Source organism: Actinoplanes sp. NBRC 103695 (assembly GCF_030269485.1).
Taxonomy (GTDB): domain Bacteria; phylum Actinomycetota; class Actinomycetes; order Mycobacteriales; family Micromonosporaceae; genus Actinoplanes.
Window position 1 is genome coordinate 59,502 of record NZ_BSTL01000024.1, and the last position, 26,320, is coordinate 85,821.

General features: G+C 65.3%; 25 protein-coding genes and 1 tRNA gene. 14 read left to right on the forward strand and 12 right to left on the reverse strand.

The genetic code is table 11. The features are described 5' to 3' along the window. Positions 1-236: 236 nt before the first annotated feature. From QSK31_RS35255 to QSK31_RS35285, 7 genes are all read left to right on the forward strand, one after another. Positions 237-680, forward strand: a complete 444-nt coding sequence (locus QSK31_RS35255) for a hypothetical protein (RefSeq protein WP_285688984.1) — start codon at positions 237-239, stop codon at positions 678-680. Positions 681-1,064: 384 nt separating this feature from the next. Further along, positions 1,065-1,616, forward strand: coding sequence for a hypothetical protein (locus QSK31_RS35260; RefSeq protein WP_285688985.1), 552 nt, complete (start codon positions 1,065-1,067; stop codon positions 1,614-1,616). After that, on the forward strand, positions 1,613-2,035 hold the full coding sequence (gene speD / locus QSK31_RS35265) for an S-adenosylmethionine decarboxylase (RefSeq protein ID WP_285688986.1): 423 nt from the start codon (positions 1,613-1,615) through the stop codon (positions 2,033-2,035). Before QSK31_RS35260 ends, speD begins: the two co-directional genes overlap by 4 nt. Next, the gene (locus QSK31_RS35270; RefSeq protein ID WP_285688987.1) at positions 2,035-2,268 is read left to right on the forward strand and encodes a DUF397 domain-containing protein; all 234 of its coding nucleotides are present in this window, start codon (positions 2,035-2,037) and stop codon (positions 2,266-2,268) included. The genes speD and QSK31_RS35270 overlap by 1 nt, the downstream gene beginning before the upstream one ends. Before the next feature lie 261 nt (positions 2,269-2,529). Then, positions 2,530-3,276 (forward strand): hypothetical protein, encoded by a 747-nt coding sequence (locus QSK31_RS35275; protein ID WP_285688988.1) that lies wholly within the window; start codon positions 2,530-2,532, stop codon positions 3,274-3,276. A gap of 195 nt (positions 3,277-3,471) precedes the next feature. Further along, positions 3,472-3,810, forward strand: coding sequence for a hypothetical protein (locus tag QSK31_RS35280; protein WP_285688989.1), 339 nt, complete (start codon positions 3,472-3,474; stop codon positions 3,808-3,810). Positions 3,811-3,962: 152 nt separating this feature from the next. Beyond that, positions 3,963-5,174, forward strand: coding sequence for an MFS transporter (locus tag QSK31_RS35285; protein WP_285688990.1), 1,212 nt, complete (start codon positions 3,963-3,965; stop codon positions 5,172-5,174). Between the two features lie 386 nt (positions 5,175-5,560). On the opposite strand, the gene QSK31_RS35290 is transcribed toward QSK31_RS35285, so the two are convergent. Both QSK31_RS35290 and QSK31_RS35295 read right to left on the reverse strand, forming a co-directional pair. Continuing rightward, complete coding sequence (locus QSK31_RS35290) at positions 5,561-9,844, reverse strand: NACHT domain-containing protein (RefSeq protein WP_285688991.1); 4,284 nt, start codon at positions 9,842-9,844, stop codon at positions 5,561-5,563. A gap of 22 nt (positions 9,845-9,866) precedes the next feature. Then, a complete protein-coding gene (locus QSK31_RS35295) occupies positions 9,867-10,892 on the reverse strand; it encodes a hypothetical protein (RefSeq protein WP_285688992.1) in 1,026 nt (341 codons plus the stop codon). A gap of 237 nt (positions 10,893-11,129) precedes the next feature. On the opposite strand from QSK31_RS35295, the gene QSK31_RS35300 reads away from it, so the two are divergent. Further along, positions 11,130-11,318, forward strand: a complete 189-nt coding sequence (locus tag QSK31_RS35300) for a hypothetical protein (RefSeq protein WP_285688993.1) — start codon at positions 11,130-11,132, stop codon at positions 11,316-11,318. Positions 11,319-11,835: 517 nt separating this feature from the next. On the opposite strand, the gene QSK31_RS35305 is transcribed toward QSK31_RS35300, so the two are convergent. After that, complete coding sequence (locus QSK31_RS35305) at positions 11,836-13,311, reverse strand: hypothetical protein (RefSeq protein WP_285688994.1); 1,476 nt, start codon at positions 13,309-13,311, stop codon at positions 11,836-11,838. Between the two features lie 139 nt (positions 13,312-13,450). Here QSK31_RS35305 and QSK31_RS35310 point away from each other — a divergent pair, with 139 nt between their 5' ends. Then, positions 13,451-14,272 (forward strand): TIGR02391 family protein, encoded by an 822-nt coding sequence (locus QSK31_RS35310; RefSeq protein WP_285688995.1) that lies wholly within the window; start codon positions 13,451-13,453, stop codon positions 14,270-14,272. 86 nt (positions 14,273-14,358) lie between these two features. Next, on the forward strand, positions 14,359-14,808 hold the full coding sequence (locus QSK31_RS35315; RefSeq protein ID WP_285688996.1) for a type II toxin-antitoxin system Phd/YefM family antitoxin: 450 nt from the start codon (positions 14,359-14,361) through the stop codon (positions 14,806-14,808). Here QSK31_RS35315 and QSK31_RS35320 read toward each other — a convergent pair. The 3 genes from QSK31_RS35320 to QSK31_RS35330 all read right to left on the reverse strand — a co-directional run bounded on the left by QSK31_RS35320 (position 14,771) and on the right by QSK31_RS35330 (position 17,540). Further along, positions 14,771-15,142 carry a hypothetical protein gene (locus QSK31_RS35320; protein ID WP_285688997.1) on the reverse strand — a complete coding sequence of 124 codons (372 nt, stop codon included), beginning with the start codon at positions 15,140-15,142 and terminating at the stop codon, positions 14,771-14,773. The genes QSK31_RS35315 and QSK31_RS35320 overlap by 38 nt on opposite strands. 213 nt (positions 15,143-15,355) lie before the next feature. After that, a complete protein-coding gene (locus QSK31_RS35325; RefSeq protein ID WP_285688998.1) occupies positions 15,356-16,645 on the reverse strand; it encodes an AlbA family DNA-binding domain-containing protein in 1,290 nt (429 codons plus the stop codon). Positions 16,646-16,823: 178 nt separating this feature from the next. Continuing rightward, complete coding sequence (locus QSK31_RS35330; protein WP_285688999.1) at positions 16,824-17,540, reverse strand: hypothetical protein; 717 nt, start codon at positions 17,538-17,540, stop codon at positions 16,824-16,826. A gap of 197 nt (positions 17,541-17,737) precedes the next feature. Here QSK31_RS35330 and QSK31_RS35335 point away from each other — a divergent pair, with 197 nt between their 5' ends. Both QSK31_RS35335 and QSK31_RS35340 read left to right on the forward strand, forming a co-directional pair. Beyond that, on the forward strand, positions 17,738-18,679 hold the full coding sequence (locus tag QSK31_RS35335) for a hypothetical protein (RefSeq protein ID WP_285689000.1): 942 nt from the start codon (positions 17,738-17,740) through the stop codon (positions 18,677-18,679). 83 nt (positions 18,680-18,762) lie between these two features. Further along, the gene (locus QSK31_RS35340; RefSeq protein ID WP_285689001.1) at positions 18,763-19,167 is read left to right on the forward strand and encodes a hypothetical protein; all 405 of its coding nucleotides are present in this window, start codon (positions 18,763-18,765) and stop codon (positions 19,165-19,167) included. Between the two features lie 83 nt (positions 19,168-19,250). On the opposite strand, the gene QSK31_RS35345 is transcribed toward QSK31_RS35340, so the two are convergent. The 3 genes from QSK31_RS35345 to QSK31_RS35355 all read right to left on the reverse strand — a co-directional run bounded on the left by QSK31_RS35345 (position 19,251) and on the right by QSK31_RS35355 (position 21,883). Continuing rightward, on the reverse strand, positions 19,251-19,595 hold the full coding sequence (locus QSK31_RS35345) for a histone-like nucleoid-structuring protein Lsr2 (RefSeq protein ID WP_285689002.1): 345 nt from the start codon (positions 19,593-19,595) through the stop codon (positions 19,251-19,253). Positions 19,596-19,806: 211 nt separating this feature from the next. After that, positions 19,807-20,343 (reverse strand): hypothetical protein, encoded by a 537-nt coding sequence (locus tag QSK31_RS35350; RefSeq protein ID WP_285689003.1) that lies wholly within the window; start codon positions 20,341-20,343, stop codon positions 19,807-19,809. 196 nt (positions 20,344-20,539) lie between these two features. Then, entirely contained in the window at positions 20,540-21,883 is a 1,344-nt protein-coding gene (locus QSK31_RS35355; RefSeq protein WP_285689004.1) for a tyrosine-type recombinase/integrase, read from the reverse strand. A 193-nt stretch (positions 21,884-22,076) separates the two neighbouring features. On the opposite strand from QSK31_RS35355, the gene QSK31_RS48930 reads away from it, so the two are divergent. Further along, positions 22,077-22,544, forward strand: a complete 468-nt coding sequence (locus tag QSK31_RS48930; RefSeq protein WP_352244529.1) for a helix-turn-helix domain-containing protein — start codon at positions 22,077-22,079, stop codon at positions 22,542-22,544. Positions 22,545-23,038: 494 nt separating this feature from the next. On the opposite strand, the gene QSK31_RS35360 is transcribed toward QSK31_RS48930, so the two are convergent. The 3 genes from QSK31_RS35360 to QSK31_RS35370 all read right to left on the reverse strand — a co-directional run bounded on the left by QSK31_RS35360 (position 23,039) and on the right by QSK31_RS35370 (position 24,749). Further along, positions 23,039-24,028 carry a tyrosine-type recombinase/integrase gene (locus tag QSK31_RS35360; protein ID WP_285689005.1) on the reverse strand — a complete coding sequence of 330 codons (990 nt, stop codon included), beginning with the start codon at positions 24,026-24,028 and terminating at the stop codon, positions 23,039-23,041. Between the two features lie 34 nt (positions 24,029-24,062). Next, complete coding sequence (locus tag QSK31_RS35365; protein WP_285689006.1) at positions 24,063-24,503, reverse strand: hypothetical protein; 441 nt, start codon at positions 24,501-24,503, stop codon at positions 24,063-24,065. Between the two features lie 159 nt (positions 24,504-24,662). Continuing rightward, positions 24,663-24,749 (reverse strand) — tRNA-Leu (locus QSK31_RS35370). Positions 24,750-24,949: 200 nt separating this feature from the next. On the opposite strand from QSK31_RS35370, the gene QSK31_RS35375 reads away from it, so the two are divergent. After that, on the forward strand, positions 24,950-26,320 hold the full coding sequence (locus QSK31_RS35375) for a tetratricopeptide repeat protein (protein WP_285689007.1): 1,371 nt from the start codon (positions 24,950-24,952) through the stop codon (positions 26,318-26,320).

The window sequence follows — 26,320 nt, forward strand, 5'->3', positions numbered from 1 at the left end:
CAGCCCAAGACAGCTACGGACAGCTATATCGCTGAGATCCGAGCGGGCAGGGTCGTCAAGGAAGCGACCGACACCCAGCCCCGGGTATCCGTCTTGACCCACCGCATCCGAAGGCGCGGCTGAGGCAAGGCGGTGGACATCCGTCGGCGCGGTCGCGGCCGAGTCAGCAGACGGCGTCACCGATCACTGCTCGTGCCGCGATCCGGGGCTTACCCACCTCCCGGAATGAGGCAGCCATGAACAACACCCTCGCTCGTACCGCCGCTGTTGCCGCCGCAACGCTGGGCCTGACGTTCAGTGTGGCCACGCCTGCGCTGGCCAGCGCGGACAAGTGCAAGGGGGACGCCTACGCGAGCTGCGTGGCGGTCAACGGCAGCAAGCTGCACGTCAACTCGATCAAGAGCCGCGTCGCCCTGTACTCGCGAACGTGCCGGTACGGCCACAGCCAGGTGCTGATCAACGGCCGGCACTACGCCGACTCCAACGGCGGCAGGGACAAGGAGTACTGCTCCAAGTCGGTCTTCGGCGCCGAGGTCACCACCGGCACCTGGAACGTCAACCGCAACTACGCCAGGGGTACGAAGATCTGCTCGAAGTTCTGGTGGAGCAGCGGCTCGACCAAGCCCGGCAGCGTCAACGGGCACACCAGCTTCGGAACAGCCTGCGCCACCGTCGGCTGACCGTAGAGGCGCGGTGATGCTGCCGGCATCACCGCGCCTTGGAACCGACACCTCTCACGAGAACTCGTCTGCTGCCGCCGCGCCTCCCGGCTATGCGAGCAGCTCTTCGACTCCCGCCAACTGTCGGTAGCCCACATCGGCTTAAGCCCACGAGAACAAAGAAGGGTTCGGCATGCCATCAGCTCGATTCGGAGCCAGTCCCCACGGCTTCGGCGTCCGCGGCGTTCATCGTCGAGACAGTCCCCAGGTGTCGACCGATACCCGTCGGCAACTGCTCCGGCGAACGGATTTTCTCGGTCCGAACGGCGACGGCGCATTCGCGTATGGCCCTTCGTGCGCCGACCGCGGGCGCCTGGGCCAGCGCGGTGTGGCCGGGCGGTCGTCATGACAGCGGTCGCGCACTCTACGGTCGCCCCTCCGATCGAACAGGCCTGGGCGCTGTACGAAGAGGTCTTCGCCGAGATCAACGGCTTGGCCGCGCAGCGACACCTCATGACCCACGACGAATTCCAGGCCGTCTACCAGGACGACGAGATCCGCAAGTTCTACGCCCACGACAGGGCCGGCCGGTTGATCGGGATGGCCACCCTGACCAACAACTTGGCGGCCTGGCCGCTCATCTCACCGCCGTACTTCGCCCGCCGCTGGCCGCACTCCTACAACAGGCAGGCCATCTGGTACTGCGGGTTCGTCGGCGCCCGCCCGCACCAGCTGCACGCCTTCCGCGACCTGGTCACCGACATGTACCACCTCATCCGCAGCAACAACGGCATGGCCGTCATGGACTTCTGCACCTACAACATGATCACCCGCCGGTTGCCCGACGCGACGCTCGCACTGCTGAGCCGGCTCGACCCGACCACGCGCATGGAAGTGGCCGACCAGCAGAGCTTCATCTTCTACCGCTTCGGCACCGTCGATGGGCCGCGGCCATGACCACCACCACACAGCATCCAGGCCCGGGCGCCGAGCCCGACGGGCGCGGCATCGACGGGTTCGGCATGGAGTTGCTGCTCGATCTGTCCGGCTGCAACCCGGACGTGATCACCAGCGCCGCGCTGCTGAAAGCGTGGACGGTCACCCTCGCCGACGCGATCGGCATGACGCGCTGGGGTGAGCCGACCATCGCCCACTTCGGCGAAGGGGACCTCTACGGCTGGACCGTCATCCAGCTCATCACCACCTCCAACATCAACGTCCACGCCGTCGAAGGCAGCAACGACGCGTACATCAACGTGTTCTCCTGCCGTGGCTTCGACCCCGACGCCGCGACTGCGCTCACCGTCGAGTTCTTCGGCGCCACCGCCCACCACGCACGCGTCATCCAGCGACGCTCACCCGGAAAGGAATCCTGATGCGACACCACCTGGACACCGCCGAGTTCCGCAAATCCAGCTACAGCAACGGATCCGGTGGCAGCAACTGCGTCGAGGTAGCCCTTCAGGGCGCCGGCGGCGTTGCCGTACGCGACAGCAAGAACCCGCACGACGCGACGCTGTTGTTCACCGCCGCCGAATGGGACGCGTTCGTCGCCGGCGTCAAAGACGGCGAGTTTGACGTCGCCGGCAACCCGGGCCCGCGCACCTGACGGCACAACCCGCCCCACGCCACAAGCTCACCGTCCTGCGAGTCAGCCGACCAACCCGAATTGCGCGGCAGCGATACCAGTCCGCCGCCCTCGCAACCAGCACCGGCACCACTCACAGCGGCGGCTCAACGGACACCAGACGGGCGCGGCGAACGCGCCGCCACACCGTTGCGTCGGCCATCGGACCGGCCGTCAAGCACCCGCCGATGCATCCCACTGCCCGCGCCAACCAGATCAGAACCGACGGAGGACCACGTCACCATGCGACGACGGACCATCTCCAGGGCGATCGCCAGCCTTCTGACCGCCGCCCTGACGCTGACCGCCTGCACGACCGGCACCAAACCCGCTCCGCACCCCCGTAGCTCCTCAGCCAAGACTCCCGCGACCGCGCTCGCCGCCGCGGCGAACCGGCTCAAGGCCGACTCGTTCACGATGACCATGACCGTCAAGATCGACACAACCGACGCCGTCGTGGTCGGCGCCATGGACGCGGCCAAGAAGGCCGGCGCCTTCACGGTCACCACCACCCGCAACGGCGCCACCTCGATCAACGAATGGCGCATCCTGGGCGGCACCGTCTACCGCAAGAGCGAGGCCGCAAGCGCGCCCCGCAACGCGACCAGACCATGGCGGCGGATCAACCAAGCCGACGCCCCTGCCCTGGCCGCCAGCTTCGACGGCGCCACCATGGCCGGCCCCCTCACCCGAGCAACCGGCGTCCAGCGCACCAGCGACACCCACTTCACCGGATCGTTGACCACCACCGCGGTCGTCGACGCCCTCAGCCTGCCCACTCCCGCCACCAGCGCGAATACGTCGTTGGCACCCACCGTGGCATTTACCGCTGACCTCGACGAGCAGGGTCGCCTCATCCGCTACCACCTCGACATTCCCCGCCGCAACGGCACCACCTACCCGCTGGAGCTCACCTACGCCAAATTCGGCCAAGACGTGAGCGTCCAGCCACCGCCAGCCGACGAAATCAGCGGAGCACCAGGCCTCTGACACCCGCTGGCACCAGCGTCCGGCCGGTTCTCAACACCACCAAAGGCCGGCGGAATCGGGCCTCAGACGTGTAGTCGACAAGGACCGCACGGCCCGTCTCACAGCTCGCAAGATCACGCAGGAGGGAGAACCCCAACAACGACGAGTCGCAGCGCCATCCGACTTCTGTACCACCCACACTCGAAAGGACCAGCCATGAAAACTCGCATCATCCTGGGCGCCGCCGCGCCACTCGCCCTGGCCGGCGCGTTCATCCTCGGACCGGCCACCGCCGACGCCGCACCGTGCAAGGCCACCTCCCAGCCGGGTGCGGTGCCCATCGCCGCCGCCGGATTCATCGAGACCTCCCCGGCGTGGGTCAGCATGCGGGACGGAGCGCCGCCGTGGATCGGCGCGGCCGAGCCGACAACCGACGGCCGAGGACCGGTCGACGACCCGATCACTGTTCTGGCCGGCCGCGGCGGCTACAACAGGCTCACCGACCGAGGCTGGGGCCATACACAGGCTCCGGCGCCGGCGATGGCCTGCATGTAGAGGTCCAGGCTCGACGTCCGTGATCCGCCACCGGCGGCTGAACGCAGGGCGCGGTGATGCCGCCGGCATCACCGCGCCCTCGAGCCGGCACCGCATACAAGGCCCCGTTTGCTGCCGCCGCGCCGCCCCTGAACCTCTCGCGGAGACCTTCCATGACCACCGCCCTGCACCCCCAGCCCAGCACGACCACTGACGTCACCGATGTACTGCGCCGCTACCGGCTCGCGATCAGCCTGATGTTCGGCATCGCCGGCATGACCATCGGCACCTGGACCGCACGGATCCCCACCATCCAGCACAACATCAGGATGGCCGACAGCAAGCTGAGCATCTGCCTGCTCATCCTCGCCATCGGCGGCTTAGCCGGCATGCGCACCGCCGGCCGGTTCATCGACCGGCATGGCAGCACTACAGTCATGGTCCTGCCATCGCTGGCCCTCGGCGGGGCGCTCCTTCTCGCCGGGCACGCCCCGACGTGGACGATGCTGGCCGCCGCCCTGCTCACCTTCGGCATCCTGCACGGCACGCTCAACGTCGCGATGAACGCGGCGGCAGTCTCATGCCAGAACGCGTACGGACGGCCGATCATGACGTCCTTCCACGCGCTGTTCAGCATCGGCGGCGCCGCCGGAGCCCTGCTATCCGCCGCCCTCGCCCACATCGGCCTCAGCGTCTCCGACACCTTCGCCGCCGCCGCCGTCGCGTCCACCGCCGCGGCCGGATGGGCAATCCACCACCTCATCCCCGCACCGGTCCCGAGCCCCAACAGGCACGAGTCGACAGCCGCGGCCGGACCGACGCAACGCCGTCCGCGGACCCGGATCTGGTTACTCGGCCTGCTCGCTTTCAGCGCGCTGATCAGCGAAGGCGCCGCAGCCGACTGGGCCAGCACCTACCTCACCCGCCTCGGCGCGACCCCCGCCATGGCCGCCACCGCGTACGCGGCCTTCGCCGCGAGCATGACCATCGGCCGTCTCATCGGCGACCGCCTCACCGCCACCATCGCACCCGCCGCTCTGCTGCGCGGCTGCGGCCTGATCGGCGGAGGCGGCCTCGCCTTCGGCCTTCTGGGTGGCACCGCGGTCACCGCGATCGCCGGGTTCGCCTGCCTCGGCGTCGGCTTGTCTTGCGTCGTCCCCTTGCTGTATTCCACCGCCGGTGGCCTCGACCCGGCACGCCCCGGCGCCGCGCTGTCGCGGGTGGCCGCATTGGGCTACCTGGGCTATGTCGCCGGACCGGCCATCATCGGCGGCGCCGCCATGCACATTGGCCTCGGCAACGCCCTGCTTATCCTCCCAGTTCTCGCGACGCTGCTGGTCATCGCCGCCCCGGTTGTGCAACGCAGCCGTGGCCGGCACCACTGACCGGCGAATGCCCGCAGCCACATTAAGCTCGAGTCGGCCAAGAGTGACGGCACAGTACGTCTCATCAGTCAGGTCCTGGCGTCTGAGTTCACCACCAACAACATCGACCACCTGGTCACTGACCTCGAAGGAACCCTGCGAGGAACACCATCGTCGACAGCACCGCCACCATGTGAGCCGGCCACCTAGAGAGCCTCGTCTCCCAAGTCGCGCGTGGTGCGGTGAGCGCGCTGTCAATGGCCGGGATGGGCATCCGGATCGTTGTCCGTCAGGGCCTACCGGTAGGCATGGCCGACTCGTGCCGTGCCTCGGTGATGTCGACCCCCGGCGGAGTCCTGCATGCTGGTCGTGATCAGCCCGGTCGAGATATTCGGTACGGTGTGGTGTCAGGGATGCCGCTGTGGGGGCGGGTATATCTTCTCCAGACCAAGGACGCGTCTTTCGAGCGTTCCCGGCGCCGTCTTGTACATGACGCGGGTACGTCGTAGCTGGCCCATGCTGGTCGAGCCGCTCGATGTAGATTGGCCCGCGTGTTCCAGCCAGACCAGTGCGAGCTCGTTCCGGGAAAGCCATTCCGTGAGCCATTCGCTGTCGATAGTGAGCTCATTCCGCATTCCGCTGAAGTGGCGTGTTTGAGCGATCAAGGTCCTGTCTGCGGCCCTCCAGGAGCCGCTCCCGTCCCAACGCAGCTTTCCGGATTTAGCGCCGAACAGCGTCGGCGACGGCGCGAATAGGTGGTAGGAGGTGCGCTGGTCCTCGAACTCGCCGATGAGGGTCAGGGCGGCTGGCCACGGTGCTCGGTCGTCGGCGTGCTCGTACGGATACCGTTCGAAATCGTAGTGAATACCGAAGGGGTACTCGCCCACGTAACCGCTGGTCAGCTGTGGCCAGTGGCTGAGGTCATGGAAGTCGTGCTGTCCGGTCTCGAGCGCCTCGAAGAGCGAGGGCAGATTGGTAGTGGGTACGAGCACCGACGCCAGATCGAGCCAGATTTGCCGCCCAGCTGTGCTGTTTTGCTCGTCGGGTTTCCATCGGTACTGGCCGGCGAGGATCAGGTGCGGACGCCCGTCGATGACGGCGTTGTCCACGTCCAGGGACGGAATGGTCTCGTTGAAGACCCAGTCGCTGTCGGCCACCTGCGATGCAGCATCCCAGTTGTAGTCGGGTACCCAACTGCGCGGTTCCGGCGCCCGCCAGCCGGTGTCGAGGACCGTGGGATCGAGTCGGCGAAGGCGGACAGACTGTGGGCCACGGGGACCTCCGTCGGGACGTTCCCGCTCATCGCGAGAGCGAACGTGGTCCTGCACGACGCCGACGAGGCGTGCGAGCGCTATCCACTGGTACTTCTTGCCCAGCCGTTCGAGCCCTGCCGGAGCGTCGGGGTCGGGTTCCGTTCTGCCGGTGACGAATTGATCGAACGCGCCGTGCAGCGAAGGATCATATCCAATAGCCGCGGTGTCCAGCACAAGCCGGCGACCGACATCGATCGGATCGATGTCCTCGAAGTCGTCGAAGATCCACTCAATGACGTAGGTGTGAAAGTCTCCCTCGGTGCATGAGTGGTTGATCTGCGCGAACCCCTTCGCGTCAAGGTAGTGAAAGTCGGTATCGCTCGGCCATTCGATCGGCCAAGGGCTTTCATAGGGTGGTCTGACGTCGAGCAGCCGGCCCTCGTCGAGGGCACCTCGTTGTACCGCTGCTTCAATGACGGCGCGTCCGCTGTCACGGATCAAAGCATTGGTCGGCGGAGTACCGGCAAAAACGGCCTCCTGCACCGCTGCGGCGGTCTGCGCCCAGTCGGACACTTCGCCGGCCTCCAGGAGCGCGGCGTAGGCGATGATCAAGACTCGTTCGGCGATCCAGTCGTCGTCGACGTCGGCGAAGGCCGCCACCAAGTGCGGTGCCTGGTCTGGGCGTGTCGCCAGGAGGCGGCTCGCGGCGAGGGTTGCTCCGTCGCGCACTCGCCGGTCAGTGGCGCTGGTGCACCAGGCCAGGGCCATGATCCAGAGTCTGCAGGTATCGGCGTCCACCGCTCGAAGATCTTTGCTCAGGGCCCAACTGATCAGCCGCTTCAGCGATCCTCGGTTCTCCTGGGAGTGGTGTAACCAGGGGGCCAGGAACGCATCTCGGCGGCCCAGCGGCAATGTGCGCAGGGTTTCATGCAGAAAATCTGCGTTGAGGGGGTGGTGTGGCAGGGCGGCGTGGCGCAACAGGATGTCGAGCGCTGCGTCAGTCAGCTTCGGGTTTTCGAGCGCCGACACAACGACCATTCTTGTGTCAGCGGTGATGCTGGTGGGATCGCGCCACGGTAGTCCGGCGAGGGTCGCAGCTGTGAGGGATTCGCTGGCTGCCAAGGTGTCGGCGAGTACCGTCAGTTCGACGGCGAAACGGTCGGCAACAACAACCGACAGCGCCTCCAGCAGGCCTTGATCTGGGTGTTCATCGAGGCGTAGAAGCTGGCGCAGCGATCCCGTCGTGACGGCCTGTCGGAGCTCATCCAGCGTCGACAGATGGGAGAGCTGTTCGGAGATCACGAGGTGGTGTCCGAGCCGCTCGAACGCCATCTCAATGACATCGATCCTCTGGGACTGCTGGTTCGGTCGGCTGTACTCGGCGAGCAGGCCTTCGCTGAGCAGGGCTTCGAGCAGAGAGCTATCCACGGTGTGCTGAGACCAGACGGCCCCCAGCAGTTTGCGTGCTTCGCTGCGGGGCAGCGAGCCGTTCGTCTCGGCGCCGAGGCGGCGCGCGAGAACAGCCATCCCGTCCTGCACGATGCGGTCCCGCGCTGGCGCGCCAAGACTGCGGCTGATCGTCACGTTCTTCCTGGTCAGCAGGTGGTCAGATAGCTCACCGAGGCCCATCCGAGCTTGGCTCAAGGACAGCTGTCCAGCATCGCGCAGAGCTTCGCAGAACAATCGAAGGTATAGCGGATTGTCGAGTTCCCCGTGAACTGGTGGTGCGGCAGGTATCTCGAGGCCGTAGAAATCGGCGTACTCGTCGATCGCTTCGAACTCGACACCTTCAAATCCGCGGTGCTCGAAGCTGACCAAGTCGGTACCGTCGGGGATGACCTCTTCCTGGTAGTGCGATCGAACAGTGAACAGGACTCGGAGGTTTTCACACCGCGAGACCGTCGCGATCACACGATCCATTTGGTCGTGCCAGATGCGCCGGGGGCGCGTCTCGTTGATGGCGTCCACGACGAGCAGGACGGGCGTTCCGGCGGTCCGGCCGGCTTGGTCGAGCAGCTCGATCGCCTCTTCGCCGGTGAAGTCGGACGGCAGGTGGAGCTTCTCGCGTAGCTGCGTAAGGATGTCGGCGTCAGTGAACTCTCGTGCGTGGAGGAAGACGCTCGGGCGGCGTTCGGCCAGCCGGTCGTTGACCATGTCACAGGTTACGAACGTTTTCCCCGTTCCGGCCGCTCCGGTCATCAGCGCTGCTCGGGCCCCGAGGAGTTTGCCCATCGGTCCTGCCTGCTCGGCAAGTACCTGACGTGCGTAAGCGATGAGGGTACGCAGGGCGTCGACCGTGGCCGCTGGGAAGGCGGCCTGGTAGTTGGCATGCCACTGCCGCCAGCGCGGTGTATCCCACTCGTCCTCGAATCGCTGATCCAGAATGGCGACTTCGTTTCGTTCCGACCCGCTGGCCACATGCAGGAGGTCCGTGGCAGCCTGCTCGACCTGTTGATGCCGCGAGGCGTGCGGTCGGTCGCGAAGCTTGCCCAAGAGGTCGATCAACGTCGACGCGCTCGCACGTACCCGCTGGCCGGCCGCCGGGACAGCGCCCTGGAATGCTCTGTCGAGTGTGGAGACGTGGCCCTGGAGATCGGCAATCTGTGTGTCTATCCCGATCGCCCAGCTCGGGTCGCCGCAGAGCGCGGCAATGTGGGTGGCCGCCGGCACCGCGACGGTGAGCTCGGGCATGTAGCGTGGCCGGGCACCCTGCAGTGCCTCATCGAGCCGGCGTCTCCACCAGTGATCCGGCAGCAGCTCGACGTCGAACCAGTACCGGGTGCGAACGCCGCTCACATCGACCTTTTGCAGGCGGGCGATTAGTTGGGTGCGCCACTCGAGCACGAACTCGACCGGGTGGGAGAGGACCTTCGCCTTCCGTTCCCAGCTCTGTTTCCAGTCCTGTAGCTTCTCCAGAAGAGACTGGCCCGCCCGCGTCGTTGGCCCGGTCGGATCGACCGGGATGGCGATCACATACCGAGTCATCTGCGGGTGAACAAGTAAGGCCATATCGACGGACTTGTCGAGCTGCGCCTTGTCGACGCTCGCCTGATCGGTCCAGTATTTGGCCTGCCAACACACCTCCAGGCCGTCCGGGCGTGTCCAGAAGCATTCCACGCCGCCGTCGCCGCCCTCGCCATGAAGGCTCACGAAGCGCGCGCCGAGGTCCGGCTCATCAGCGATTGCCAGCTCGCAGACGAATTGTTCGAAGCCGGCACGTTGGCCCTGTGGTCCGAGTGATCGGATCTGTGAGAAGTCGAGGTCGGGCAGGCGCAAGGATCCTCCAACAGCAGCGTCGCGGGCCTTCTTCAGTTTGCCGGGTAGCCGCGGCGAGTGCGGTCCTTCGTACGGTATGGGGTCCGGCAAGTTGCGGACGGTCGGCCAGCCCGGCGTCGGCTCACAGTCGAAGCGGAGCGATTGCCAGGGGGTGCGTTCCATCGGCGACGTGTCACTGCTTGTCTCATCCGTGCTCGCCGGCGGTCGGCTGGTGCACGTCGGTGGGTAGATCGAGACAGCTTGTCACTCTGGGGAATGAGGCTTGCTCGAAGCCGCCGGGTCGCGTCCGGAACCAGTATGGCTGCAGCGGCTGCTGCCTAGGTCGCTTCATGATCGTGCCGTCGGGGCGGCGGGCGGGGGCGTCCAAGCGCTCAACAAGCCCATACGCGGCGAGCTGTCGGTGGGTGGCGTAGACATCGCGGTGGATGCCGTACCAGCGCCTTCGCTGGGGGTCGTTGGCGTAGACGCCTTCGCCGGCCGCGGTCGGGTAGCGAGCCTCGAGGTCGCACAGCATCAGGTAGGTGGTGATCTCGGCCGCGGACAAGACATGAACCCAACCGTTGACGAAGAACGTCGCAGGAACGGTGACCACCGCGCTGCGTCCGCTTACTGGCCCAGGCGGGCGGATCCAGGCCGGATCTATCCCACCGGTCTCACCAGCCCTCGGGATCGTATAAATGGCGTCCAGGCCTTGGCTCGGCATGGCGGCTTCCTGTAAGAGCCGGAAGTAGTTGTATCTGCCCCTGAAGTCAGGATTGCCGAGGACGACAAGGTTTTCTCTCTCCAGCACGGCCAACGCCCGGACCAGCTGGCGTCGCATACCGGCCGAGCGTTGCCCGGTCCTCGTGGCAGCAGGTAATAGGTCGACCCAGGCGGCCAGCTGCTCAGTTCGATGCAGCAGCGGTCGCGTGTTGTCGACGCCGGACCCTGGCTGCCGGCGGGCTTGGGCCTCGAACAGCGCGATCAAGTACAGCTGCAGCGCCCATCCCTTCAACGAGGCCAGCGCTGCAGCCGCAGACGCCACCACGACATCCTCCGGCCCTGGAGTCCGCGCCCGGATGAGGTCCCGGCGGACCTCATATGACGCCCGGTTCTGCCCACCGCCTTCGTGAATCCTGCGCAGCTCCTGCCGGGCACGCTCAAAGGAACGACGATGTGCATACATGGCTTCGGCCCGATCACGATGGCGCTGTTTGTCGCGGACATTCACGACCGCCAAGAATATTGTGACCGATCAGCCGAACCAAGAAGTTCCTTCGCTGAAAGGCCTACGAGGAGGCTGAGCCAATCCGCTGTCCGACCTGCTGGGACGGCCGCCGGGTATACGCGGCTGATCGGTCATAGTGCCGTTTGGCCTGCAACTCGTGCCGGTGTCATCGTTGCCCAGACCTCGAGAAACGGTGCTGGCGGATCGCCGGACCGGGAGACTCGGCGAAGGGATATGTCCGTGCAGAATCTGGTACTGATTGGGTTGTACGCCGCAGTGGCTCTGCTCATGGCGGCAGTCGTCGGCACGATCTCCGGATGGTTGTCGTGGCTCGATGACCGCCGCGTCCCACGAGCCGTACTTGTTGGCGGTTCGGCCTCCGGCGCCGCCCTTGTCCTCGCCGTCGCCGTCGCGGCCTTGCTGACCTGACACCTCCTCAGTTCCGTCAGCCCATAAGGCTCGTACTCAGCCGTAGCCAGCGAAAAGCGGGATCGCCGAAGGTCGAGCCTCGGGGCATGCCACACGGATAATGAACTGGAACAAGCGGTGATTGAGGCCGGGGGCGTCATCGACCGCGTTGCACCCCGGGATCAGACCGTGCTGCTGATGAGCTGTGTGTCGCCCAGCGTGAGGTGCTGGCCAGGCCGCCACGCATCGCCGGTTCTCCGCCGCGATCGCGCTGAAGTCAACGGTATCGACCGTCGTTGAGACGCCGTCGTAGGTTCTTCCACCGTGGAACTCACAACGGCGTCTCGCTCGCTCCGCCTCGGGCGAAGAGGTCCCGCCGAGCTCTCAAGACCTACCGAGATACGAACTATCGCAAAGTGGGGAGCGATCGCGCGCTACGGCAGCGACCACTGGCGTTAAGGCTGCGGGGAGCGCGCCTGATCGCCGACGTGGACGATCTTGACGTGTTGCGGTGGGCGACGCCCTGGCCCGGTAGCGATCAACCTTGCTGGGTCTCCGAGAAGGGGAGACGCTCCCACACCTCGGTCAGTAGGGGGTTTCGGTCGGCTGGATCGCGGAAATCGTTGAGGGCAACACCCAGTTCCCACGTCTGGCGTTCGTCACCGGTACGCGTGATCTCGTGGAGGACAGCCGCGACCGACCGTCGCTGTCCAACTGCCACCAGGTGCTCAATGTCTCGCACGGACGCGACGATCGTCGGTAGGCCTGGGGACGGCAGGAAGTCGCGGCCAAAGCTATTAGCGATGTACCACGGGTCCAAGGTCGCGACCATCCCCACGATCGGACGGCCGTCCGGTATGTGGGCGAACTCTGGTGCACGGTCGCGGACCTTGCCGAGGGTGCGGTCGAGCTGCTTAAACGCCTTGCCAAGCGTTCGCTGGTACTGCTCTTGTGCTGAAGCGTCAGCGGCGCGGGCCGCGAGCGGAGACCGGCCGGCTTTAGCCTCGATCAGGACCACGAGGTCGTGAAAAACGAGGAACTTGTCGATGCTCTTCAGGTTGTCCCTGCCCTCGCGGTAGGCGATCTCCGGGAACACAGTCACATCCGGGAGGGTGGCGAACTGGCGGCCGACGTAGTCCTCAAGCAACTCACCCATGTCGCGCGCGAACGCCTCCCTCCACCGGCCGAGGCCGAGGTAGTACAGCTCCAGCGGAGACATCCGTCGCGGGATGAGCCGGGGCACGGGCGCGAGTAGCCGGCCATCAGATAGCCGGACGAACGGTCTTGAGGTCAGCGGGTTGAACGCGTACCGGTCGAGGTGGGCGAGCGGAACCCTTCTTCGCGCGGCCTCGTCCTCGTGGCGAAACTCCTTCATGCCGGTCACGAAGGCAGACTCGATGACGGCGACAATCTCGTCCCGTGGCAGGGACGAAAGGATGCGCGCGAAGCTGGGCTGGTCCATCCAGGCGGGGTCGAAAACCCCGCTGTTGTGGTCTGCCGCGGCGACCAGCAGGATCACGATGCCGGCGGCGGTCGTCATGTCCGCGCCAACGAGTTCCCGCATCGACTCGGCCGTCACAACCTCCAAGGCCTTGCCGCCCGAGTAGTCGTCGAAGAAGGACATCGATCGAGCGATCTCCTCCATCATCGACTCCTGGTATGGGAACTGCTCGAACGCGATCCTGGCGAGGACAGCGAACGGTGAGTTCAGCTCAGGGTCACGCAGCTCGTGCTTGGCCAGGTTGTTGTGCATGCCACAGGCAGTCACCACATCGCGCTCAGTGGGCACTGCCCGCCGGTGCGCATTGCCGTTACAGATCGCGGCCTTGGCGACTGCCGCGAGTGCCCACGGCGGAGTCGCCACGTAAGCCCGAGCTTCAGGCGATCCGTCGAGATGCCCGGGTAGCGACAGAGCACGCCGAGCGACGGCGAACAGCATCGCCTCCTGGTTGAAGCGCCGCACGAAGTCGCTGAACTCCCGGTACGTGAACGTCAGGGCCGAGGCGTTGGTCACCGTCAGATCGTCTCACCGCGTCACTACCGATTTCTGTGCCACGAATGAGTGGTCGAGCCGGTTGCGCTGAAACGGCGATGCCCCGCCCAGAGATGGCGTGGCAGAGTCAAGGCCCGCCCGTCGCCACGAGAGGAGATGCGTGCCGTCCGCCGCCAACACCTCGGTGTTCGACCAGCAGCTCACCTGCTCCGTGTGCGATGTGATTGCGCAGACGGACAGGCCGGGCCTGACCGTCACGGAGCTTGAGTTGGCCCTCGTACCGGCGCGGCTGGATCATCTCGACGAAGGGCCCAACAAGCGGACGCGGCTCCTGACCACCCTCCACAACGCCCAGGTTCGCCGCGGCACCGGCAACACCCTCATCGCGTTCATCAACGCTGCGATGTCGCCGTCGCGCTACGTCCGCGACCCCCAGCGGTTCGATCAGCTCCGCGGAGAACTCAACGCGGTGCTGGTTCTGTACGGCCTCCGCATCAACGAGCAAGGGCAGCTGGCCCGCGGCCCTTCCGCGACGACCTTGTCCGAAGCAGCTCGGTTCTCCGGTGAGCTCCTCAGCGAGCTCCGCCGTCGCGGCTGCCATCCGGCACTGCTGGATTACTGCTCCGAAGAACTGGTTCGGCAGTCCCTGTTCCACGCGGTCAGCGAAGCATCCAAGAGCATCCCGGACCGCATCCGCCGGCACACCGGCCTCGCCGGTGACGGCGCCGGACTCTACGACCAGGTGTTCGGAACCAACACCACGGCTCCGCTGATCCGCATCACCGACATGCGCGATGATTCGGAAGTCAGCGAGCACAAGGGCTTCAAGAACCTTTTGGTCGGAGTGCACGGCCACTACCGCAATCCCCGGGCGCATCGCACCCGCCTCGGGTCATCCGAGGCCCGTGACGACTTCCTCGACGCGTTCAGCCTTTTCTCCTACCTGCACCGGCGACTTGACGCGGCCGGAGTTTCATCCTGATCGGGCCGAAGATTCATCTTCTACCTGCAGCCGCCCGAGACCCACCCACGACGAAAAATGTCATAGCTCCGCGTCACTATGGACCTATGGCCGAAACCGCCGTACCGCTGCCGCGTCGTCCTATCGAGCTGCCGATACTCGAAGCTCGGACTCGGTTCACTCAACTCGTACGAATGGCCTCCCTGGCCAGCCAAGTCACGGTGATCACCGATCAAGGCCGCCCCGCAGCTGCGATAGTCCCGCCGGATGCGGTGCTCAGCGACGAACCGTCCACGCTGCCCAAGGCCCGGACGGAACATGCCGCGGCCGGCTGGTTGCGCCGTATCGAACAAGTTCGAGTGGCGGTGCGCCGTCAACACGCGACGCGGATCAGCGAACTGGAACAGGCGCTCACCGAGGCCTGGGGGGTCATCGATCATGTTGCACCGCGAGGGTCTGACCGCGTGGCTGATGAACTGCGTGTAGCCCAACGCGACGTGCGCCAGCCCCGAAACATGCTCAGCGACGGGCGGCAGGGCGGCCACCCGATCGCGTAGACCGATGCCGTTGATAAGCCCCGCCTGCCAGGATTTCGCCATGCTCGTCACCTAGAGCCCCGGCGTCGAACCCGACCGCGTCCTGGAGCTGCTGCGCAGCGCCTCCGTCACGATCGAAAACGACGACGCGTACAAGGATCGATACACGACGGATCAGGCCCGTGTGCTGCGTGGCCAGATCGCGCGCTCCGATCTGGAGGAGCTGCTGCTCACGCCGACCTTCTACCGGCTCATCGACCCGGCGATGTTGAACACACCGATGGGCCTGCGCCTGCTCCATGACGAGATTGCCGTGAGGAAGGCGCAGCACCGAACAGCCGATCAGGTTATCCACAGGCCAGCCCACAAGTGCGGCGCAACTGTCATCCTTTGGAGGTCGCCGAGGCCACTCCCTCGCGGCGCCGGCCACGGCTACGTTGCAGGTGGGGCGCTTCGAGTAGCAGGCCAGCGGCACCTTGACGGTTTGCTGCCGTCTTAACGGCGGGCCGCGGATCGTTACTGCGCCGCGGCCAGCGACGTACTCCTGGCGCCGAAGGGGTCAGCGGACCTACTCGAACAGGTGGAGCCGTGGAACGCCGAATTGGTTGACGATGTCTAGGGCGATCGCCCTGGCGGCGGCGCGTACGTCTGCTGCGTCGGCATCGATGGGGAACTCGCCATTCACCGGTACTAGCTGGCGGAGCGTCCAGGAACCAGGGACGGGCTGATATCCGCCCAAGGCGATCCCGCCGGAAAGGCGATGCAGGTCGAGCACCTGGAGCGGCAGGTCCTCGGGTTTCAGCAGCTCGCACTGATAGGCCATCGGGACTTGTCCGCCAAGATGCGAAGCGTATGTCTCGGAGAGCGCCGCGAAGTCGGCCGCGAAGCTCTCAACGACGGGGCAGAGAACCTTGTGCACGCCGGGTTCGGGCTCCTCCCGCCCCCATCCGTGTACCTGCGCGGCGAGAACTGCCGACCCGTCATGGTGGAGCTCTATGTGCACGAACATGGATCGCATATCGGTGTCGTGGGTCGTAGGGATACGGACGACCCACCGTCGCAGACCTGTGCGCGGGTTCAGCCCCTCGTTGCCGACCTCACGTATGAGCTGGAACCGCTCTTGGGAGGGCGCGGTGAACATCTCTGAGGTGCGGCGCAGTACGGTCTCGAGTACCGTTCGGACGGCGCTCGCGGCAAGAGGATCAGCGACCGCGGGCAGCGGAGTTCTTGGTCGGCAGACCCCTACAAGCCACGCGGACCGCTCCATGTCCAGCATGGCGGCAGTCTCGTTAATCATCTCGGCGAGTCGCTGGCTCTGCGCCTGCCGACCGGCGAAGCGTTCTGCGTAGGCCCGCTCGATCTCCCGCTCGCGTAGCCACCCTGTCCCGGCCCCGTCGCGGAACGGCAGACCGAGTCGATCCCTGACGCCGATGACGTGCGGGGCGTCGGCACTCCGCGGGACCGCCAGGACGAGCACTTTGTCGGTGCCGTCGTCGCTTTCCAGCGGCAAACACTGCAGGCCTGGCACCATCGGGTGAATTCCGTTTGCGGCGAGCTGGCGCAGGCGACGCTGTGCGGTATCAGAGTTGTCGATCGAGGCGAACGCCTTCGCAGCTGCGGTACCGCTTTCTTCCTCGACGCCGTAGACGATCAGGCCGCCCCGCGTGTTCGCCATTGCTGCGACGTCCTTGGCGAACTCGCGTGCTGGCTCCTCGCCCTTGGCGGGCAGGGCCTTTTTCCAATCAAGACTTTCGGTCTCGGTGAGCTTCGCGTCGACCGCGGCGCGAAGCATCGCAAAGTCGAGGTCGCGCGGGGTTTCTCCGAGCTGTTCGTGGATCGATGACCAACGGATCGGCACGCGGCTGATTCTAGCGATGACCGTGCAGCTCCGATCCGCCGTCTCCTACACTGTCGCGCGACGCCGGAACTCGGCGCTGAGCTTTCAATGACGTATGGGTGAACTGGCCAAGCGGCCGCTCGCGGTTGGTGCGATGCTCTCGTCCGGCTTGACGAGTGACCGTCGATGGTCGTGTGCCTCAGGCAGATGACGATGCGGTGTTGCGGCGCGGATCTGTGATGAACGCGATGAATTTGGCTGCCAGGTCCGACGTGACGGACTGGTACATCCCGTTTCCGGTGACCATGCCGCCGAGGCCACTGATCTTGATGAGTCCGGCACTGGCGAGATCGGAGACGACCACGTCCACGAACTCACGCCGGCTGGCGAACTCTGGGATACCTTCCTCGACCAGCTGACGGCGAGATCCGGCCATGACGTCTTTCTTTATGTGGATGTTCCGCTCGGCGTACCACGCTTCTGGGTCGTTGAGGAGCGTGAGGATTTGCAGATGGGCGGAGGTGTAGTCCTCGATCCAGCGTAGGAAGATCAACTGCATGTCGGCGTCTGGCGCGCCTGGGAGAGCACTGTTCAGGACAGCGTTGCGGAGTGCGGCGATCTTCAATGCCTGATGGGTTCGGGTTGCAGCTTGCGTCGCAGACGTGACAGCATCAACAAAGTTGTCATTGGCCGCTAGATTCTCGAGGTCCAGGCCCTCAACCTCAGCGGCGAGGTCGTCGACCGCCTCCGCAAGGCCCTCCAGCCATTTCGTCATGCGGCGGTTGTAGGTGAGACTCACGGCGTACGCGAAGGCGACGCCCAGAGGCCCGCCAGCGAGCGGCACCAGATTCAGGCCGGCCTCGATGGCCTTCTCGGTGACCTCGCGACCTGCGCTCTTCGATGGCGGCTTCTCCACGGCCGAAACCGTAGCCGGTGGAATCACGTTTTGGACGTCAGGGATCACCCGGAGGTGGTCAACTCGCCGGGCTGCCTCCGCAGCGCGATGCCCGGGCCGAGGTTGCGCTGTGCGTGACCGCTTCTGAGGGAATCGGCTAGAACACGGAGCATGTCGACTGCGAATGAGCTGGTGCTAACCCTTCACACAAGTGCACAGTGGTGCATCACGGTCCACCCAAGAAAGACGACGACACCCCTATGCCTGCTTCAATCAGCCTCGAAAATCGAGACAGCCTTCAGGTCACTGCCAGTGACAAGTTCCGCCTTGACCCCGGCATCGGTGGTGCCAGGCTGACCCTGGACCTGGCAATCGATCGTGTAGCGATCCAGCCCGCTGAGGGTGAGGAGCCCACACCCGCCGATCAGGTGCGCCTGCGCGTCGCCGCGAGCCTCTTCGTCAGCGTTCGGGTCCCGCAGCAGGATCGCCTGTATGTATGTGAACTTGAGGCGGCTCATCTCATCACCGCCGTTGAGAAGACGTACGGATTCCAGATGCATGGCTTCGTCCGCGACGATCAGCTGCGCATCATTGACGAGCTCCGTGCCGGTTGCGACTTCTGGCTGACCGTTGCGATTCGCGTCTCTTACGTTGACAAAACACCTTCACGGCTGTTCCAGGCCGGTGCTGACCTCAGCATCGGCGTCGAGTCCGGCATCTGGCTGCGACGTTTGGCCGATGCGCGGCGCGGCGGCTTCTTCGAAGTCTTTGTGCCGTTGGACGGCGGCACGGATTACGCCAATGCTGAGCAAGAACTCGAGAAGGCGAAGGCTGAGCTGCTCGGCAACAACATTAACGCGGCGCTGCTCGCCGCACGTAAGGCGCTCGAGACGGTCCGGAAAGCGTGGAAGACCGCGAACATCGTGCGAAACGTCAAGAGGCGCGAAGCCGCAGATCAGGACCCCAGGCCAGAACTCAAGCGCACGGTGCCGGAAAGGTTCGCGTTCTTCGCTGAAGACCTGTTCGCGGGCCTGTCAGGGGCCTTGCACAAGGAAGAAGGAACCAAGGGTTACGAGTACAGCAGAGCTCAAGCGGTCACGTTGATCGCCAGCACTTCCGGGCTCGTTGCCCAGCTGGCCGAAGAGCGCCGACTCTCCTGACGGCTCTGCGCGACCCTCGCCATCGACAGCGGTGTACTGACTGTCGGGGTCGAAGAGGACAAGACGACGCGTAGGCGGTTCGGTTGAGGCCGTTCGCGCTCGCCGGTTTCATCGAGGGGGTGGAGCAGGCCAACCGCACCTTTGACCCGCCGCTTCACGTCGAATGTCATGAACTGGTCGACCCAGACGATGAGACCCGCGGCGTCGTCTTCATCCGGGTCCGGGCGAGCCCACTCGCCCCCCACCAGACGAACAAGCGCTACTACGGCCGCGACGAGTGCCCCACTTACAGGCTGGCCCATGCCCAGGTCAAGGCGCTGGTCCGCTGGCGCACCGCGCGGGTGGACCACGCCGCCCTTAGCCGGGCCGGCTGCAGGGTTGTGTGTATCGCCGATCGTGTCGGAGCCTGTCGGCCGACGAACCGTCGGAAACTGTCGGCTCTCCGCCCAGGCCGAGCGGAAGACGACAGGATCGACGAGTTGTGTTGAAACGTCGTTGCGAGTTCTCCCGAGTGGAAATTCGCAACGACGTCTCGTGTCGACTGTCTGGGACGGGGCTGTCCCGCTGAGATTCAGCGGGAGTGGAACGCCTCGACGACGGAACTCGGGATCCGACCTCGTTCAGAGACCTCGTGCCCGTTCTTCTTCGCCCACTCCCGGATCGCCTGGTTCTGGTCACGGCTGGACCTGCTGGGCTGAGCCGCAGCGGTACGGGACCCGATACGACCGGACGGCGCCCCTCGGCCGACCCTGGTTGCCTTCTCGAGGTAGGGGTCGAGAACCTTACGCAACTTGCCGGCGTTCTTCTCCGACAGATCGATGGTGTAGTTGACCCCGTCAAGCCCGAACTCGACGGTGCGATCGGCCTCGCCCCCGTCGAGATCGTCTGTCAAGAGGGTAATGACCTGCTTCGCCATGTAATCAACACTCCCGTTTTCGCGACCAGTTCAGTCGCCGCCGAATCAGCTTCCACCATAGTCGAAACGCGCGGACATACGTGAGTCGCCACAGGCGTTGACCAAGTCTCCAACGCCAAAGGCAGACCAATGACGCCGGCTATAAACCTCGACGGTCTATCGCGTTGCGGCAACGCCGTCAGAGCCCGCAGAATGTGCCGCTCGACTTGAGCTACTGCCGAACACCGGCGGACCGCGGCCGCGCAGACTGCCCGTTCTGTCGACGCCCACTTTCGGCCATCGAGACCAGCACACCAGCGAGACCGCTTGCCGCAACGGCCACCGGCTCGCCTGGCCCGTAGACGCTGACGACGCCACATCGGCGGCAATACCACGACACCCGCCACAGCATCATCGCGTTATCGACCAACGGGCCCAGCACCCGAAGTCGCCGCTGCCGCACCCGCAACAACCAGCCGCTTCCCGCCGCTATCGCAGCGAAGAAGAGCAGCCCGAACCACGCCGAACCGCCACCCGGATTCAACGCAACCAACTGAAGATTCCAAAGTGCCAGAAACGCCGAAATACCCAACGCGACCGCCGGCACTGCTGCTGTATGCGGTCGCTGCGGCGCGGCCAACGCGCGGGCCAAGGCACTGACATGAACAACCCGGCCGCGAACAGGCACGTCATAGCCGTACCGTCCAGTCACGCTGCCACGCACCTCGCCGGTAATACGTCCGTCCCGCACAGCGACGGGAACGCTCACCAGCTGATCAACCCGTCCGCACCGCAGGCAGTCCTGGCCACGCGAACGCTGCCGAAGCTCCTGCCCACCCACTACTGCCACACCTTCATTATGTGAATTGCAGACCAAGAAACAAGTGAATAAGAGCGGATGATGCGTGAACGACCGAGTTCATCGCCCACGCACCACCCATATGCATGCTGCGAAGGAGGACGCATCAGGCCGCCTGATCGAGGCCAGCAACGCCACTCGAACTATCGCGCTTAGGCTTCTTCACCTTCTTCCCGCCCTTGCCCGACCCGCGAGACTTCGCCACGGAGCCACCCGGCAGCCGCTCATCAAGCGCCTTGAGGCGAGCCTTGTCTCCACGAGTCAAGCGATGTCCATACACGTCGAACGTCGTCTTGATCGAAGCGTGCCCGATGTGATGCTGAATAACGAAGAAGTCCCAGCCGGCATCAATGAGGTAAGCAACGTGCGAGTGCCGCAAGTCATGAAACCGAGGCCGCTGATGCAGCCGCGTCGTACAGTCGCATGTGGAAACCGCAAGATCGCTGACACGACGTACCTTCTTCCCGTTGCCGACTTTGGGCGGCACCGGCGGATGCACACGACAGCGTTGAGCCGCAGCCACCGCCTTGTACCAATAACGAGAACGGAAATTGTTGGAGTCCCACGGCTTCCCGCCCGGCGACGTAAAGATCAAATCACCTCGGCGCTTGCCCCGCATCCGCTCGGCGAGAAGATCACTCACACTGCCAGGCAATTGAACCGGACGCCGTGACCTCTCCGACTTCGGCTCCGCGAAATTGCCGCCGCGATCCAACGTCTGCTCGACGTAAGCGACCGGCTGCGCAACGCGCAAGTCAACGGCACCCACGCGCAGACCGAACAGCTCGCCCATACGCATCCCCGTGCCCAAAGCCACCTTCACGAGGTCCCGAATCGCATCGGGACAAGCCGCGACCAAGAGGTCTGCCTCTTCGGTAGACAAGAAGCAGGCGTTGTACTTGTGTACCTTCGGCAAACCGTTGCTGCGGTGTCCGGGTCGACGCTGAAGCGGATTGTCAGCCCGGAATCGCGGAACGGCGTCACGCATAACCATGCTCAGCACCGACCAGTGCTTCGTCACGCCGGCAGCCATCAGTTCCGACGACAGTTTCACCTTCCATGGATCGAGGTGCTGGTCGCGATCAATCTCGTCAACGCGCAGGTCGCCCAGCTCGGGTACCACCCGAGCCCGGAGCAGCCGGGCGTACTCCTTGTGAGTACGCGGGACCACGTCGACCTTCAGAGTCAGCCACTCTTCGATCCAGTCCCTTAGCAGCGGAGCGGTGGGGACCGCTTCGTCCTCGCCGAGGTCCTCCTCGACCTCGTCCTTCATGCCCAAGATCGCGACGTAGACGTCCGTGTCGCTGATCTTGTGACCGCGCGCGGTCGCCAGGTTCTGGGCCGCCTCCGCAAGTTTTCCGTCCGCGAAAGTGCAGGTCTGCCAGCCGCCCTGGCGACCCGAACGCCATCGAACCTCGAACGATCGCCCACGCTTCTTCATCGATGCCATGCATCGGAAGGTAGGCCGAACAGGTGTACGCATGCGAACACCAACGGGGCATGTCGGCTCCTACTGAGCGTAAGAACCGGCAGGATGAAAGCGCTCTGACCAGCGGTTCAGTACAAACGTGCTGGTTACGCCCAGTATAACATCGAACTGGCAGTGTGGGGGTCGTGGAGCGCGCTGAACAGCATCTATTCCTATGTGTCGATCGTTGAAGTGTGGGGGTCATCGATGCTGCTGGAAGGAATTCGTGGTGGGAAGGAAGTCTACGTCGAACTTCGGTGACACTGTCTCCGAGCTGGCGGCGCAGCTCGGAATCGGTGATCTCGAGAAGTTCTTGCGTAGTTGGATCGCGATTTCCAAGACGACGTCTGGGCAGCCCGGCTCGGAGGCAGCGGGGGAGAAGCTCAAATACACCGTCGCTGAAGTATCTGAGCTCCTTGGGGTATCGCCGAGGTGGCTCGCTGATCAGTGCCGAGCTGAGCGGATCGAGCACATCCACATCGCGCGTCGCCGTTACTTCACGCACGACCAGATCGTGCGTTTGCTTGAGAAGCATGCTGTAGAGCCGTTCGATGACAGACCGGTAGATCCCGCGGTGGCCAGGGCCGTACGACGGGTACGGCAAGGCGGCCTTCGTGGGGCTGGCACGCCGTCACGGCGATAGCGCACAGGAGGTTGCCCTTCATGCCAGGATCCTAGGATGCACAGCGAGTTGTGCAGTGGTCCACACGGTCTCTTCGTCTGGCATCGACGTACCGCGGCGCGGGATGCCATTCCTCTGATCGACTTCGAGGCGCAGTCCCCAAGCACCATCGATCGATGAACTGAGCGTCCCCAATCACCGATCAAGAGACCGCCTACGGCGACCAGGACATGGTCAACAGAGCGCGGGGCCGGCCTGGGGGGACAGGCGAGCTGTTCGAATGCCGAGCTCACCCCTCTTGCCGCGCTGGACGCCATCCCCGACACGCCGTTGCCCACGTCTTCGCCGGCCACGACAGCGACCGCGGCCCGGGCATGTTCGCTGTCTACGTCAAAGCCGACACAGAAGAAGTCGCCCGGGCCTTGGCCGCCCTCACTGGCGGACCGCACCCCCTCGCCCTGGCCACCGCGACCGGTACGGAGAACCGACTTCGAGGTGCCCGCGGTGGTCTTTACTCATCGGGGGACCACCGCTGCGAGTGGATGCTGCTCGCCCGTCAGCGCCGACAATGCCTGCGCCAACTCCTGCATGCTGGCCCTCACATACGCAGCTGTCGCGCCGACGTCTCCGCCGACACCTTCGGAATGACCTGCATACGCCCGCGCAATCGCGTACCCAAAGTTGCGTTCCACCCAGGTCAGCGTCGTGTGCCGCAACCAATGCGTGCTGATCTGCTGCGACGCCACCCACGGAACGACCTTCCCGATACGCACCCACAGATGGTCGTAGTGCCGGTAGGTCAGCGCGTGACGATCGCGATACCGCAGCAGCGCCGTCCCGAACACTGCGCCACGCTGTTCCCCATGCTGCTGCAGGTGACGCATCAGGGTCGGCGACACCGGCTGCCAGCGGAACGTCCCACCCTTCTCCCGCAGCAAGATCAAGCACTGCTCGACGTCAAGATCCTCGGGACGCAACGAGAGAGCGCCACCCCGCCGGCACGCCGTCTCCGTGTGCAACCGCACCAGCAACCCGTCCAGCTCCGGGTCGTCCCCGCCGCTGACCGCCGCGACGTTGATCTCCTGCAGCTGGGCGTCCGGCAACGCCCGCCGGGTACTCGGCAATCGCTTCGGCTTGGACACCTTCAACGCCGGATTGTCAGTCTCACGCATGAATCCGTCCGCGGTCGCCCGCCGATACAGGCACCGCAACGCGGCGATCGCGTTCTCCTGCGTGCCCCGGCCACCCCGCGCGTTGCGGCGCACCTGCATCGCCGCCAGCAGATCCGCCAAGAAGCTGCGGATCTCCGACGGGCTCACCGAGTCGATCGGCCGTGACCCCCACCGCTCGGCCGCCCGATGCAGATATGTCCCGTACGACTTGCGCGTTCCAGCCGTCAACGACGCCATCACCACCGGCACGTAGTCGTCGAACGTCGGGGCCGACGACTTTCCCTGCACATCTGCGAGCAGGTCCAGCGGGGAGACGCCGATCCGCTCGAGCAACAGCCGGGCCGCGTTCAGCTCCGCCTGGCCGGCCTCACCCATCCCCATCACCGGCCAGCGCCTGGGCGTGGATCCGGCCGATCGCCTCGTCGAGCACCACCGGTGGATGGACGACGAGCAGGCCACCTTGTGGGTAGGCCGCCAGCAGGACACGGCATCCGGCCGTCAGCTCACACCAGCGTTGTGCCGCGACCGGTAGGTGAAGCGCCAGGTTCTGACGCACTTTGAAGATTCCCGTGTCGTCACTCTCGAGGCAGACAAGCTTGCCGTGTAAGTGCAACGAGAAGCGGCTCGCAGCCTGCCAGCCGAGAGCGTTCACGATGGTTCGGTCGGTGATGCGGCCGCCGCTGTCCATCGTGCTCAGGCCGTACACGGCGTCGCCGGTCCGCTTTTCGGCCAGTGCGAGCAGCGGCAGAGGGCGGCGGGCAAGCGGGGTGGTCGGCCGCCAGCGGGCGGCCTGCTCGCGATCGGGCAACGAGACGGCGGGGATCAGGTCCGGTGGGATGTGGTCAGTCATCGGACCAGCCCCAGTCGTGGGGGAGTGACCGATTCTGATCGGGTTGGAGGAACAGAAATCGGGTGGTCAGAGGCACCTGACCACCCGTACGTCGAATAAAGCACGAATGCTTCGAACTGGTGTCCGAGGGGGGACTTGAACCCCCACGCCCGTTAAGGGCACTAGCACCTCAAGCTAGCGCGTCTGCCATTCCGCCACCCGGACCTGCACTACAGCCTAGCGGGAAGCGGAAGGTGGGTTTATCCCGGTATCCGCAGCCCCTTCGAGCCGCACGAGAGAGAACTTTACACGGACACCCTTGGGGCCTGCGCGGCGGCCCGCCGGGGAAAGAGGGAACGGGCAAAAAGGGACGTTCTGACGTTTGGGTGTGGCGGGGAACGGGGGATCGCGGCAGCATGGCTCGGGTGTCGCAGCCTTCTCCGCTGGAGCCTGCCCGGCAGCGTGCTCAGTATCTGGCTGAGCAGGGTGATCCGGGTGGGGCCATCGCCATGCTTGAGCATGCCGTCTCGTTGGGGCGGGCGAATCTCGGTGAGGATGATCCGGGGGTGCTGGGGGCTGCCCATCACTTGGCTCGGCTTCATCAGATGGCTGATGACCCCTCTGCTGCTCGGCGGGTGCTGGAAGAGGCCTACGCGGCTGGGCAGTGGCGGCTGGGGGACGCTGATCCGCTCATGCTGGAGATCTCCTTCGATCTGGGGGTGGTCGCTGAGGAGCTTGGCAATCGGCATGAGGCCCGTAAGGCGCTCGGGCGGGTTGTCGAACTCGGGAAGCCTGTGCTGGGGGACGGTCACTGGGCCGTCTTGAAGGCTCGGGCCTACCTCGCGGGCAATCATGGAGCGATCGCGCACTCCGCGCCTGTGCCGGAGATGGCTCCGGAGGTCGCGCCGCAGCGGGACATCGCGTCCTTGGCCGCGCCCCGGGAAGTCAGTGCTGAGCCGATCATTCCTCGGCAGGGTGGGACTCCGCTGGTTCGGCGGGTGCCGGGAGCGCAGACTCCGCCGTTGCCTGAGGAGTATCCGCAGGCGTCACTCAAGCGGGAGGCGCCCGTCAGCCAGGCGCCGATGCAGACTGGCTGGCCGGTGGAGAGAGGGCCGGTGGAGAGCGCGCCGGTGGAAACCGCGCCGGTAGAAACCGCGCCGGTGGAAAGCGCGCAGCAAGGCGGTGGCTGGCCCGCGCAGACCGGACCCACGGCGAACGGGCCGGCTCAAGGTGGCGGCTGGCCGGGGACGCCCGAGCCCTATCGCCCGTTCGATGACCTCGCCGTTCATCGGCCCTTCGGGGGCGGCGAGTCCCCACGGATAGCAGCCGGCAAGACCGAGGCACCCGCGGCGCCCGTGTCCGCGTACTCGAGGAAGGGGCCGGCGATCTTTGCGGCTGTGGCCGCGGTCCTGGCCGTGAGTCTCGCGGTGATCGCGCTGGTCTTCGTGCTGGCCGACCGTGGTGACAAAGATGACGGTAAAGATTCAGATGTGCCAACTCTTGGGGGAGGCCCGGCGCCGGCCGGAGTGCAGGTGCGCGACTACGGGACGTCCGTCGAGATCACCTGGACAGACCCGAGTGACGGGAAGACATCCACGCTGATCACTGGCGGACACCCGGGGGAGGTACTCAAGCCGATGGGCGAGGTCGGGCCTGGGCAAACACGGTTTGAGCTGCGCGGACTCAATGATCAACTGGATTACTGCTTTGCCGTCGTGGCGGTCTACGGGGTCAATTCCTTCTCCCCGAGCGAGCAGTCCTGCACCAGCAGGCCTGAGCCCGGGAAGACCGGCTGA

Bases quoted from the DNA above. Each gene is read 5' to 3' on its own strand.
- QSK31_RS35255 (WP_285688984.1), top strand. From the start codon at position 237: ATGAACAACACCCTCGCTCGTACCGCCGCTGTTGCCGCCGCAACGCTG.
- QSK31_RS35260 (WP_285688985.1), top strand. From the start codon at position 1,065: ATGACAGCGGTCGCGCACTCTACGGTCGCCCCTCCGATCGAACAGGCC.
- speD (WP_285688986.1), top strand. From the start codon at position 1,613: ATGACCACCACCACACAGCATCCAGGCCCGGGCGCCGAGCCCGACGGG.
- QSK31_RS35270 (WP_285688987.1), top strand. From the start codon at position 2,035: ATGCGACACCACCTGGACACCGCCGAGTTCCGCAAATCCAGCTACAGC.
- QSK31_RS35275 (WP_285688988.1), top strand. From the start codon at position 2,530: ATGCGACGACGGACCATCTCCAGGGCGATCGCCAGCCTTCTGACCGCC.
- QSK31_RS35280 (WP_285688989.1), top strand. From the start codon at position 3,472: ATGAAAACTCGCATCATCCTGGGCGCCGCCGCGCCACTCGCCCTGGCC.
- QSK31_RS35285 (WP_285688990.1), top strand. From the start codon at position 3,963: ATGACCACCGCCCTGCACCCCCAGCCCAGCACGACCACTGACGTCACC.
- QSK31_RS35290 (WP_285688991.1), bottom strand. From the start codon at position 9,844: ATGGAACGCACCCCCTGGCAATCGCTCCGCTTCGACTGTGAGCCGACG.
- QSK31_RS35315 (WP_285688996.1), top strand. From the start codon at position 14,359: ATGGCCGAAACCGCCGTACCGCTGCCGCGTCGTCCTATCGAGCTGCCG.
- QSK31_RS35345 (WP_285689002.1), bottom strand. From the start codon at position 19,595: ATGGCGAAGCAGGTCATTACCCTCTTGACAGACGATCTCGACGGGGGC.
- QSK31_RS35355 (WP_285689004.1), bottom strand. From the start codon at position 21,883: ATGGCATCGATGAAGAAGCGTGGGCGATCGTTCGAGGTTCGATGGCGT.
- QSK31_RS48930 (WP_352244529.1), top strand. From the start codon at position 22,077: ATGTGTCGATCGTTGAAGTGTGGGGGTCATCGATGCTGCTGGAAGGAA.